Annotated in this window: 9 protein-coding genes; 6 read left to right on the plus strand and 3 right to left on the minus strand. The window is 67.0% G+C overall.

What is annotated here, in order from left to right; all coding sequences use genetic code 11:
- Nucleotide 1 precedes the first annotated feature (1 nt).
- From ACZ6IE_RS10110 to ACZ6IE_RS10120, 3 genes are all read right to left on the minus strand, one after another.
- Complete coding sequence (locus tag ACZ6IE_RS10110; RefSeq protein ID WP_464607840.1) at nt 2-2,050, minus strand: DUF7657 domain-containing protein; 2,049 nt, start codon at nt 2,048-2,050, stop codon at nt 2-4.
- A 109-nt stretch (nt 2,051-2,159) separates the two neighbouring features.
- Nucleotides 2,160-4,175, minus strand: coding sequence for a hypothetical protein (locus tag ACZ6IE_RS10115; protein WP_464607841.1), 2,016 nt, complete (start codon nt 4,173-4,175; stop codon nt 2,160-2,162).
- Between the two features lie 103 nt (nt 4,176-4,278).
- On the minus strand, nt 4,279-6,771 hold the full coding sequence (locus tag ACZ6IE_RS10120; RefSeq protein ID WP_464607842.1) for a glycosyltransferase: 2,493 nt from the start codon (nt 6,769-6,771) through the stop codon (nt 4,279-4,281).
- Between the two features lie 232 nt (nt 6,772-7,003).
- Here ACZ6IE_RS10120 and ACZ6IE_RS10125 point away from each other — a divergent pair, with 232 nt between their 5' ends.
- From ACZ6IE_RS10125 to ACZ6IE_RS10150, 6 genes are all read left to right on the plus strand, one after another.
- Nucleotides 7,004-8,197, plus strand: a complete 1,194-nt coding sequence (locus tag ACZ6IE_RS10125; protein WP_464607843.1) for a glycosyltransferase family 2 protein — start codon at nt 7,004-7,006, stop codon at nt 8,195-8,197.
- Between the two features lie 112 nt (nt 8,198-8,309).
- A complete protein-coding gene (locus ACZ6IE_RS10130) occupies nt 8,310-9,218 on the plus strand; it encodes an ABC transporter permease (RefSeq protein WP_464607844.1) in 909 nt (302 codons plus the stop codon).
- A 12-nt stretch (nt 9,219-9,230) separates the two neighbouring features.
- Complete coding sequence (locus ACZ6IE_RS10135) at nt 9,231-10,463, plus strand: ABC transporter ATP-binding protein (protein WP_077055290.1); 1,233 nt, start codon at nt 9,231-9,233, stop codon at nt 10,461-10,463.
- A gap of 4 nt (nt 10,464-10,467) precedes the next feature.
- Nucleotides 10,468-11,358 carry a glycosyltransferase family 2 protein gene (locus ACZ6IE_RS10140; protein ID WP_464607845.1) on the plus strand — a complete coding sequence of 297 codons (891 nt, stop codon included), beginning with the start codon at nt 10,468-10,470 and terminating at the stop codon, nt 11,356-11,358.
- Nucleotides 11,301-12,287, plus strand: coding sequence for a hypothetical protein (locus ACZ6IE_RS10145; RefSeq protein ID WP_464607846.1), 987 nt, complete (start codon nt 11,301-11,303; stop codon nt 12,285-12,287). Before ACZ6IE_RS10140 ends, ACZ6IE_RS10145 begins: the two co-directional genes overlap by 58 nt.
- Nucleotides 12,284-12,550, plus strand: a complete 267-nt coding sequence (locus tag ACZ6IE_RS10150; protein ID WP_464607847.1) for a hypothetical protein — start codon at nt 12,284-12,286, stop codon at nt 12,548-12,550. The genes ACZ6IE_RS10145 and ACZ6IE_RS10150 overlap by 4 nt, the downstream gene beginning before the upstream one ends.
- Nucleotide 12,551: the final 1 nt, after the last annotated feature.

Genomic DNA, 12,551 nt, shown 5'->3' on the forward strand with positions numbered 1-12,551 from the left:
CCTATTTTCCGGGCTGTACCTCGTAGATCGTGAGAGTCGATCCGCCTTCTGTGACCGTCTCGACGGGCGTTGCACACGTCTCGTCGATCGGAACCTCTGACAATACGTAGGAGACGTGCTCCTCGGCGAAGTCGCTGCAGGCGTCGAACGACACGTGGATCTGGTCGCGCACCGGGTTGGTGGGCACGGGCTCGCCTTCGCCGGGAACCCAGTTCACGTTGGCCAGCCGGTTCCAGATCTCTTCGTAACGGTCGTCGGGGTCGATCTGGTCCCACATCTCGGTCGGCGGGTAGGTCTGCACGCCGTTCATCGCGCGCACGCCCGACTCGACCAGCACGGCCGTCGGCACATACGAACCGATGCCCACCCAGGTGCCCGGGTCTTCGGCGTTGACGCGGTCGACGGCCTCACCGATCTCGGTGTCGTTCAGGTCGAAGACGCCGCGGTAGAGCGGGTTGACGCCCGAGCCGATGAACAGCGCGGCCACGAGGATGACGGCCGCGCCGGCCACCGCCCAACGCTTCAGGATGAAGAAGACGCCCAGCACGATGAGCACGGCGGTGATGCGCCAATGCGCCGCGAGGTTCGGAACGAGCGGGTCGACCACGGTCAGCACCACGGCCGTGAAGAGGATGCTGCCGGCCGTGAGCGCCACGGTGGACCAGACGACACTCCCCGGCAGGCGGATGTCGCGCTTGTCGAGTCGCTTCAGCAGCACGACGATCGACACGATGCCGAGGATGGCGTAGGCCAGACGGATGCGCGCCACCGTCGTGCGATCGACGAAGAGCAGGTGCGCGATCGCATCCCACCCGGGAATGAGCAGATAGGCCGTGACGAAAACGGTGCAGCCGATGACGGCCAGCGCGATCCAGTTGAGGCGGCGGGACGCCCGCCAGTCGGCCACGACGATCCAGGCGAGCGGGATGAGGAAGAAGAACGCGTACAGCACGACGCCGGCAGCCTCGGACTGGTTGGCCCCGAGATAGTTCGACTGGTCCTGCCTGAACGCCGAGTTCGTGAGGGCCTCGTTGAAGGGGCCGGCGAAGAGGGACACGAGCCCCTTGGCCGACAGCAACCCCGTACCCTCGAGCCGCTGGCCCGGGTAGACCGTGCCGAAGAGCGCCTTGATGGTGTCGAGGCGCGTGAGAATCCACAGCACCATGACGACACCGGCTCCGACGGCCGCGGCGAGGAGCGGGCTGATGCGCACGAGGGATGCCCGGAACGAGAGCTGCTGGCGACGCGCCTCGCTGATCCACGCGCCGATGAAGAAGAACAGCACGACGAGGGCCGCGGGAACGATGAACGGGGCGTAGATGGACATGGCGGTCGTGACGGCCAGATAACCCGTCACGGCAGCCCACGCGATGCGCACCCCCAGGCGCGGGTGCCGGAAGATCCAGATGATCGCGGCCATTGCGGTGAACGCGAGCGCCACGGGCCACAAGGTCGTCGGCACGAACCACCACTGCAGGATGGGGGTGAAGAAGAGGCCCACCGCGAGCAGCACCGAGGTGACCGGCCGTCGGGGCATCATGGTGACCGAAAAGAGGTAGGTGGCGACGATGACCGCGAGACCGGGCAACCACCAGCGCACGGCCATGCCCTGATCGAGCGGCAGCGCGAGGAAACCGGCGATGTGCGGGCGGAAGGCCGTCGACCAATCCCACGTGGGCGCGTCGTTCTGCACCGTGAGGTCCATGCCGCCCGGGAGCGTCTGGTTCTCGACGGGGAAGCCCTGCTCCTCCTGCGAGACGATCCAGCTCGACTGCACGAGCCACTCGTCACTGCGGATGCCGCGCGGTTCGCCCGAGATCAGCGCCGGGTCCTTCTGCCCGTCGCCGAAGGTCGCCCAGTAGGTGCCCGACGAAGTGCCCGAGATGCCGGTCGCGACCATGATGACGAAGAACACGGCGATCAGCGCCGGGAAGGACCACAAGACCCGGCGGTTGGGCAGGGCGTCGGCCGTCGGTTGCACGGCGCGGTCGAAACGGTCTCGGGCCGCGGCGAAGCGGGCGCGGGCAGAGTCGATTGTTCGGTTCGTCATGGTTCCTTCGGCTGTCTGCCGCTCGAAGAAGCGGTCGTTCGGGTCGAGCGTCACGCACCCTCGTAGGAGCTTACCGATCGATCCTCACGCCCCCTGGACGCGCGCCGCACTACGACGTGACGTTCACCGTGTGGCAGGCGAGCAGGTTGTTCCCGCCGGGCCCGACGTTGATGCCGTAGGAACACACCTGGTGCGTGCCCTTCGACAGCTTGAGCGTCGTGTCGATGCCGTGGTTCGAACCGTACATCGGGTAGGCGCGTCCGACATCCGGGCGGGATGCGTTGGCCGTGATGGCGCGCGCGGCACCATCGACGTAGACGTGGACCTGGATCGGGTTGGCGGTGTCGGGGTCGATCGCCCACCCGCGCAGCTGGGCGCCGCCCGCGACGGGGGTGATGTCGGTTCCGCCGAACGGCGAGCCCGACTGCACGGTCACCGTGGAGCAACCCAGCAGCGTGTTCACGCCGTAGTTGACGTTGATTCCGTATGCACACACCTGGTGCGTGCCGGCCGACATGGGGAGGAAAGTGTCGATACCGTGGTTGGCGCCGAACTTGGGGTAGACGCGGCCCACGTCGGTGCGGTTGGCGTTGGCCGTGGTGACGGCCTGAGCCTTGCCGTCCGTGTACACGTGTACCTGGATGGGCGCGGTCGTGTTGGGGTCGATCGTCCAGCCGCGCAGCTGTGCGCCGCCGGGCATCGCGGTCACGTCCATGCCGCCGAACGGGTTCGGGTTGTCGATCGTGAAGTCGTAGCATCCGAGGGTCTTGTTGGTGCCCCGGCCCACATTGATGCCATAGGCGCATAGGTTGTGCTTGCCGGGGCTGAGCGCGAAGGATGCGTCGATGCCGTGGTTGTCGCCGAAGCCCGGGAACACGCGACCCACGTCGGGGCGGGACGTGTTGGCCAGGATCTGCTGGCCCTTGCCGTCGATGTAGACGTGCACGGCCAGGGCCGCTTTGGTGTCGGTGTCGAGCGTCCATCCGGTGAGGCGCACGCCGCCGGGCTGCACGTCGAGCGAGGTGCCGCCGTGCGGGGAGGCCGTCTCGATGGTGAGGTCCTTGCAGCCGAGCAGGGTGTTGTCGCCCGAGCCGATGTTGATGGCGTAGACGCAGATGTTCTGCGCGCCGCCCTCGTTGTCGAGCGAAGCATCCATACCCAGGTTGTTGCTGGCCCCCGGGTAGCTCACGGGGATGTCGGGGCGCCAGGCGTTCGCCGTGAACGAGCCGGCGCCGACGCCGTTCGCGTACACGTCGATGCGCAACGACTTCGTCTTGTCATCGGGGTCGAGAGCCCAGCCCTCGACGTGGAACCCGCCCTTTTCGGCCTGCAGCGAGAAGCCGCCGACGGGGTTGTTGGCCGTCGTCGTCTTGCCGAACCAGTCGGTGAAGAAGCGGAAGAAGTTGCGGTTTCCGTAGGCCGAGCAGCTGTCGCCGACGCCGGCGCCCGCTCGGAGCGCCGCCGCGTTGGGCTGGTAGGGCGTGTAGTTGTAGAGGTTGGCCGTCGCCTGGTTCTTGATGTTGACGATGGTCGAGCCGCACGCCGCGTTCGGGTTGAACTGCACGGCGATGTTGCCGGGCTTGTAGCGGAAGTAGTTGGGGGTGAGCGTGTACTGACGGAACTGCCAGGCCGCCTTGTACATCTGGTATTCGAAGCCCATCGAGCTGGAGCCGCAGGCACGCGTGTCGGGGCAGTCGAAGCCCATGGCGATGGCGAAGCGGGTGGACGAGGGGCGCGAGCCCGTGATGAGGCTCTGTTCCTTCTCGAGCGTCACGAGGAGCACCTGCGGGTTGATGCCGCAGGCCTTCGCGGCCTTGTAGATGATGGTCGAGGCGAGCTCGTTGCTGCCGCCCGGGTAGGCGCCGCAGTGTCCGGCACCCTGCGCGGGGCGGCTGGGCGAATCCGCGCGGAAGTCCTTGATGCACGGGGCGCTTCCGGCCACGCAGTTGCGGCCCTTGTCGGCCAGGAAGTTCTGGATGTCACCGGCCGACATCGTGTTGCTGTTGAAGAACACGCTGTCCGAAATGATGTTGTCGGCGCGGAAGTCGGCGTTGTTCGCGGCCTCGGCGGGGGCGGCCGGAGCCGTCAACGCGATGCCGGCGACGAGCGCGACAAGAGCCAGCACTGCTGTGAAAATTCTGCGGAGTTGCAAGGCTCTGGCCCTTCGAGGTCACGGTCTATCCATGTGAATGATAACCCGACCTTCAAGCCTGAGTAGAACTTTAGTTTTAACGCCGCTTGAGCAGGCGCCCCTTGACCTTGCTGAGCAGCATGCGCGGGCCGCCCTGCTTCACGTAGAACCAGACCAGCTGCACGTCGCGCAGCGGTCCGAAGGGCGTCGGCTGGCGACGCACGCGCGCACGGGCTTCGGATGCTCCCGCCCCGATCAGGCCCGAGGCCACCAGGTCGTTGGCATGCCGCGCCTCGGCTACGAAGGAGGTCAGCGGCTCGAGCACACGCTGCCACTTATAGGACTCGCGCACGCGGCGGATGTTCTCGGTCGACTCGGCGTGGAACGCGTCGTCGAAGAGCACCTTGTCGAGCGCCGCGGTCAACGCGTCGACGTCTTCGGCCGGAACCGCGATGCCGAGGCCCTCGGCCTGCACCAGGTCGGCGAAGTGGTCACCCTCGGTGACGACCATGGGCAGCTCGGCCCACAGGTAATCGAGGATGCGCGTGCGGAACGAGAACGTGGTCTCGACGTGCGAGTAGTGCGTCGAGACGCCCGCGTCGGCTTCGGTGAGGAAGTTCTGGCGAGCCGTGTAGTCGACCCACGAGTCGTTGAAGAACACCGAGCGGTTGAGCACGCCGAGCTCGGTCGCGAGGCGGCGGCACTCCCCCACGATGGCCATCTCGGGCACACCGGGGTGCGGATGCTTGGTGCCCTGGAAGAACAGGCGGATGTTGTCGTGCGTCTCGCTCAGCTGGGCGACGGCGCGGATGAGCGTCTTGGGGTCGAACCAGTTATAGAGGCCGCCCGACCAGAGCAGCACCTTGTCCTTCTTCTCGATGCCCGCGACGACACCCTTCAGCACGTCGTACTCGTGCGTGGGAGGCGTGGCCTCGAGGCCGAAGGGCACCACGCTGATGAGTCCTGTGAGATCGGGGTCGTCTTTGTAGTTCAGCGGGTTGATGCGGCCGAGGGCGGCGAGCTGGCCCAAGTAGAAGTGACGCTGACGCTCCGAGGCGCACAGGAAGAAGTCGCCGCGTTCGAGCTGCTGGTTGAGCACGTTGGTGGCACTCTCGACCTGCATGGTCCACTGCGCGTCACCCAGCTCGCGGGCCTGCTCGAGCTGCTCGAGGTGCATGGGGTCGTAGATGTCGGCGACGATGATTTTCGTCGAATCGCGGATGGCGCGGAACATGGTCATGGCCAAGCCCTGGAAGACGATGACATCCGCCCACTCTTCGAGCTTCTTCATGTCTTTCTCGTTGCCCGGGGCCACGTGCACGATGTCGAAGGGCGCACCGACGGGTGTGATGCCCGACAGGGTCACGAGGCGCACGTCGTTGTCGGCCGACAGGGCCTCGGCCATGTGCCAGGCACGGATGGCGGGGCCCGCCATCTTGGGACCGATCGGGTCGCCCGTGATGATCAGCACGCGCGTGGAGTCGGGCGCGTCGAGCACATCGAACGTCTCGACGATGGTGCTGTAGCCGCGCAGGAAGTGGTCGCCGCCGAACGAGGGTGCGTCGGTCTCGCCGAACAGGCGCCAGATGACCTGGTCGGACACGACGCGGGTCTCTTGCACGTGCGTGCGCGTCTCGGTGAGGTCGCCGAGGTGCTCGACGAACTGGTCGAGACCGTAGAGTGTGGCGATCGAATCGCGCGGCATCTCGATGTTCTCGTCGCGGTCGCCGCCGACCTTGCGCAGGTCGAACTCGGTGGAGTCGTGGCCGCTGCGGGCGACCGCCCGACGCACGGCGAGCGCGAGGGTCGCGCTCAGCGTGTTGTTGAGCGCCTCCTGGCCGAGGTTCTTGTAGAGGGTGTAGAGCGCGTTGCGCTCGAGGAGGTAGGTCTCCTTGTATTCACCGAAGGACGCCATCGACGCGTGGTGCTTGTGGTAGGCCAGCGAGGCGGGCTCGTAGGCGAAGCGGTAGCCCAGCAGGTTGAGGCGCCAGCCGAGGTCGACGTCCTCGAAGAACATGAAGTAGCGCTCGTCGAAACCGCCCAGGCGGTCGAAGACCGAGCGGCGCACGAACATGGCCGAGCCGGTGCCGAACAGCACGTTCTCGGGCACATCGTTCTGCTTCTTGGGCAGCGGCTGGCCCGTGAGCGGTTTGTAGCCCATGCCGAACCAGGTCATGGCCGAGCCGATGAAGTCGACGCGTTCGCCGTCCCAGTCGAGCACCTGGCTGGCGACGGCACCGACACGGGGCGACGTGGCGAAGCGGTCGACCGCGGCGCGCACCCACCCGGCATCCGGTTTCGCGTCGTTGTTGAGGAAGGCGACGAACTCGCCCGTGCTGTGGCTCACACCCAGGTTGCAACCGCCCGCGAAGCCGAGGTTCTCGTTCGAGACGACGAGCTTCACCTGCGGGGCCTCGCGCGCCAGCACCTCGGCGCTGTCATCGCCCGAGCCGTTTTCGACGACCACGATCTCGAGCTTGTCGGCCGGCCAGTCGAGCGCATTCAGGTGCCGGATGGCCTCGAGCGTGTCGGGCGTGCCCCGGAAATTGACCAGGATGACCGATACGGTGCCCGATGTCGTCTGAACCATGGTGTGGATGTTCTCCCGTTGACTGAGGTGTCCGTTGTGCTGGCTGGCGGCGCCGCACGTCGATGCACGGCACAATCCCCCGAGTCTTCCAGAGCATTCTGAGAAACTTCGACGATCGTGTTCCGCGCGGCACGACGCCCGGCCTTCGGTATCCGCCAATAATAGAGGCACGGCCGGTGCCCCCGAACCCGGCAAGCCCGCGAAATGCGGCCCCCGACGAGGAACTGAACCCATGAGATTAGCCATGACCCTGATGGTGCGCGACGAAGCGGACATCATCGAAGCGATGATCGAACATCACCTGCAACAGGGTGTCGACATCATCATCGCGACCGACAACGGTTCGGTCGACGGCACCACCGAGATCCTCGAGCGCTATGCCGCCGCCGGAACGGTCGACCTGCGACACCACCCCGTGCACGACAAGCGACAGGCCGAGATGGTCACGCAGATGGCGCGCGATGCCAAGACGCTGCACGACGCGGATTGGGTGCTCAACGCCGACGCCGACGAGTTCTGGGTGCCGAACAACCGCTCGCTCACGCTGAAAGAGGCGTTCGAGAACATCCCCACCGATCTGCACTCCTTCACCGTGCCCGTCATCGACATGATCGGCGCGCCCGCTGCCGAGGGGTCGGGGCTCGACCGCCTCATCTATCGCGACAGCCGCCCCGTCGACGAACTCAACCGCGTGGGCCTGCTCGCGCATTCGACGCACGACGCCGCGCATATCGGCGATCCCGAGGTGAACGTGGCCCAGGGCAACCACTACGTGTCGCTCGCCAGCCACGGCGAACCCGACCCCGCCTACATGATCGAGGTGCTGCACCTGCCGTGGCGCTCGTGGAAGCAGTACGAGCACAAGGTGCGGAACGCCGGCTCGGCCTATGAGGTGTCCGGGCTCACCCCGAGCCCCAACCACCACGGCATGCGCGACTATCGGCGGCTGCTCGGCGGCACGTTACTCTCCTACTATCTGGTCCGGCATCCGAGTGCCGACGAGTTCGAGGCCGGGCTCGCCGACGGGCGCTTCACGCTCGACCGCACGGTTTCGGACCAGCACCTGACCGGACAGCCCGACGTGTTCTTCTCCGACGACGTCACGGCGCTCGGCCAGGCGACCGGCCGCGCGCTCATCGCCGAGGCAGCACGCATCGCCGAACTCGAGGATGACCTCGCCCGCGCCGCCTCCGACGCCGACGCCCTGCGCGCCGAGGCCGCCGAGATCGAAGCCGAGCTGAGCGCCAGGCTCGAACGCGAGAAGAAGGCCGCCGACGAACACATCCGGTCGCTCGAGGCCCAGGTGCAAGCGTTCCACGACCGCAAGATCGTCAAGGCCGCCGACTGGGCCGGGGCCCGCGCACGCGAGGCGCAGCGCGAAGCCAAGAAGCTCCCGGGCACGCTCAAGAATCTGCGCCGCCGCTAGCCGGACCGGCCGGTCGAACTCGGGGGCCGCTCAGCAACAGGTGGGGTACGCTACCTGAGTCGTAGTGTGCGACGGGCTTTTCCCTGCCCGAAGCGGAACGGAACAAACAGGTATGACAGCTCAGGAACGATTCCAGACGCTCGCCGAACAACCCCTCATCCCCGTCGGTTCGTCCGGCGGCAAGGTGGGCTCCAGCTGGTCGGCGCTGAAAGGCGTTCTGGCGCACCGACAGATGCTCGGTCTGCTCGTGCGGCGCGACATCAAGTCGCGTTACAAGGACTCCAGCCTCGGATTCGTGTGGACGCTCGTGCGCCCCCTCACGCAGCTGGCCATCTTCTACTTCGTCATGGGCAAGATCCTCGGCGCCGAGCGCGGCATCCCCGAGTTCGCCATCTACGTCTACACGGGCCTGACGGCCTACGGCCTGTTCAGCGAGATCGTGGGCGGCGGAACGTCGTCCATCATCATGAACGCCGGCCTGATCAAGAAGATCTATCTGCCACGCGAAGTCTTCCCGCTCGCGAGCGTCGGCTCTGCCGGATTCAACTTCCTGATCCAGCTCGTCATCCTGCTCGCGGCCACGTTCGCCCTCGGGTCGCCGCCCTTCTCGGCCGAGGCCATCTACTTCATCCCCGCGCTCTTATTGCTGCTCGTGTGGGGCACGGCCTTCGCCATCCTGCTCTCGGCCGTGAACGTCTACCTGCGTGACGTGCAGTACCTCGTCGAGGTCGTCCTGATGCTCGGCATGTGGGCCTCCCCCATCGTCTACTCGTGGGAGATGGTCAAGAACATCACGGCCAACCATGCCTGGCTGCTCGAGGTCTACACCAACAACCCGATCACCCTGGCCGTGCTGGGATTCCAGCGCGTCTTCTGGACAGCCGGCCACGACAACCCGATGTCGGCCCCGCCCGAGCTCATGCTGCGCATGCTGATCGCGATCGGCGTCGGCCTGATCGTCCTCTTCTTCTCGCAGCGGGTCTTCGCCCGTCTGCAGGGCAACTTCGCACAGGAACTGTAGGTCGACTCCCCTATGACTACCGCAACGGACACCGAAAAAGGTCTGATCCCCGGCCGCCCGACGATCGTCGAGATCGAGGGCGTCGCCAAGCGCTTCACCATTCGCAAGGACAACTCGCTCAAGGAGCGCATCGTCACGTTCGGCCGCGCCGGACGCCGCCACAAAGAGGACTTCTGGGCCCTCGACGGCATCGACCTGAAGGTCCAGGCCGGCACGACCGTCGGCCTCATCGGCCACAACGGTTCGGGCAAGAGCACGCTGCTGAAGGTCATCGGCGGCATCCTCGACCCCACTCGCGGAACGGTGGCCCGCCGCGGCCGCGTCGCCGCGCTGCTCGAGCTCGGTGCCGGGTTCCACCCCGACCTCACGGGGCGCGAGAACGTGTTCCTGAACGCATCCATCCTGGGCCTCAGCCGCGAAGAGACCGAGGCGAAGTTCGACGACATCCTCACGTTCTCGGGCATCGGCGACTTCATCGACACGCAGGTCAAGTTCTATTCCTCGGGCATGTACGTGCGGCTCGCCTTCTCGGTGGCCGTGCACACCGACCCCGACCTGCTGCTGGTCGACGAGGTGCTCGCGGTCGGCGACGAGGCTTTCCAGCGCAAATGCCTCGACAAGATCCGCTCGTTCCAGGCCGAGGGCCGCACCATCATCCTCGTCACCCACTCGCTCGGTCAGGTCGTCGAGCTGTGCGACCGCGCCGTGCTGCTGAACAAGGGCAAGATCGTGCTCGACGGCAACCCGCGTGAGGCCGTCGCCGACTTCCGCGACATCCTCGAGGGCCGCCGCCTCGACGAGAAGAAGGAACAGCCCGTCGCCGTGCAACGCCGCGACGACGGACGCGTGCTCGCCGTGCGCGCCTTCCCCGCCGGCGGAACCGTCGGCGAGCCCATCGCCCCCGGTGGCGACCTCAAGATCCAGGTCGACTTCGAGCACAAGGACGGCCTCGACGAGTGGGTCGCCGCCGTGCAGATCGACAACGAGATGGGTCAGGTCGTCTATGGCACCACCTCGAAGCGCCTCGGCACGCCGCTCCCGCGCCTGATCGGGCAGAAGACGGTGGAGCTCACGCTGCACGACGTCAACCTGGGCACGGGCAAGTACTTCATCAACGCCTCGCTCATGGACATGGCCGGCCGACACCTGCACGACTTCCCGCAGGCCACGTCGTTCGACGCGCCCGACTACGAGCTGGCCGTCGGCATTCTGCACGCCCGCCCCGAGATGGCGGAGATCTCCTGATCCGATGAGCTCCCCTCGAGTCGCCGTCGTCACGGTGACGTACAACTCCGGCGACCAGATCGGCCCGTTCCTCGAATCCGTGGAGCGCGCGTCGACCGGGCCCGTCGATGTCGTCGTCGTCGACAACGCCTCGCCCCAGCACGACGACACCCGGGCCACCGTCGACGACCGTGGGGCATCGTTCCTGCTGCTCGACGACAACCGGGGTTACGGCGGCGGCATCAACGCCGGCGCGCGCATCGTCTCGCCGGATGTCGAATTCCTCCTCATCTCGAACCCGGATGTCGTGCTGGAGCCCGGCAGCATCGACGCGCTCGTCGACATCCTCGATCGTCACCCAGAGGCCGGGGCCGCCGGGCCGCGCATCCTCACCGAGGAGGGCGAGATCTACCCCTCCGCGCGCGAACTGCCGTCGCTGTCCTCGGGCGCCGGCCACGCCCTCTTCTCGCGCATCTGGCCGTCGAACCCGTGGACGCAGCGCTACCACAACGAGCGCATCGACACGGGCCTCGAGGCATCCGTCGGCTGGCTATCGGGCGCGTGCGTGCTCATCCGGCGCGCGGCCTTCGAGCGCGTCGGCGGCTTCGACGAGAGCTTCTTCATGTACTTCGAGGATGTCGACCTCGGCCGCCGACTGCGCGAGGCGGGTTTCGAGAACCGCTACGTGCCCGCCGCGACCGTCGTGCACCGCGGCGCCCGCAGCACCTCGCAGAACCCGGTCCGCATGCTGACGGCCCACCACTCGAGCGCCTATCTCTACCTGTCCCGTCGCTACCCGCGCTGGTACCAGGCGCCGCTGCGCGGACTGCTGCGCCTCGGGCTGTGGGTGCGCCTGCGGTGGAACACGCGTTCGTCGCGTTCATCCGGTTCGTCCCACTCGGCCGGAGCCGCGTGATGGCGTTGCGCAACAGCGTCGGCCGCACCGCCCAACGCCTCGGGCTCGGACCCGTCGCGCGCGCCGGCCTGCGGGCCGCCCGCGGAGCCCGCGAGGGCTACACCGAATCGCGGCGCTGGAACGCCTACCGCCGCCACCTCGAACGTCCCCTCGGATTCGAACGCCTGCGCGGCACCCCGTCGAACGACGCCCTGCCCGTCGTCATGTGCCTGTGGAAGCGACCGCAACGCATCGCGGAGATCGTGAAGCAGCTCGGCGAGCAACACGGCGATCGACGCATCCGGCTCATCCTGTGGAACAATCTCGCGGCAAACGGTGACCACTACCGCCGCGAGGTGCAGGGGCTCGACCTCGGCTCGATCGACAGCATCGAACTCTTCAACGCCCCCGTCAATGTGGGCGGCGTCGGTCGTTTCCTCGCCATGCGCCGCGTGGTCGACACGGGTTACGACGGGCCGTTCGTCATGCTCGACGACGACGAGGACATCACCCCCGCTTTTCTCGACGACTTGCTCGCGGCCTATGCCCCGCGCACCATCGCGGGCTGGTGGGCGTTCAGCTATGTCGAGACCTACTATCAGCGCGCGGCCCTCTCGCAGGGCGACGCCGCCACCTATGTGGGCACAGGCGGGGCCGTCTGCGACAGCACCCTGGTGCGCTCGGATGTCTTCTTCCGCGCACTCCCCCGCCGCTACCTGTTCCTCGAGGACATGTGGATGTCGACCTTCGCCGCCTGGAACGGCTGGCGCCTCGTCAAAGTCGAGACGCCCATCGAGTTCGTGCTTCGCGACGTCGATCAGCACCACGCCATCTTCGAACTCAAGACCGTCTTCTCCGAGCACCTGCTGCGCACCACCCCGCTCACCGACCCCGTGCTCCAGGCCCGCCCCGGTGCCGCCGACGAGCCGGCCGATAGGATGACCCCGTGACCCGAAAGCCGCTCGACGCCGCCACCCTGCTGTCCTCGCCCGAACACGATCGCCTGGTCGCCGCCGACCGCGCACTCGGCATCGAGGCGACGCTCGCCGAGACGCGACGCGCGCTGGCCCGCAGCGAAGCCCAGAACGCCGCGCTCAAGGCATCCAAGTCGTGGAAGGTCGGAAACGCCATCATGTCGACCGCCCTGCGCGCGAAAATCGTCCCCCGCAAAGCCCGCAGCCTGGTGCGGATCATCGTCTCGAAGGTGCGTTGAG

Source organism: Okibacterium sp. AC114 (assembly GCF_979253355.1).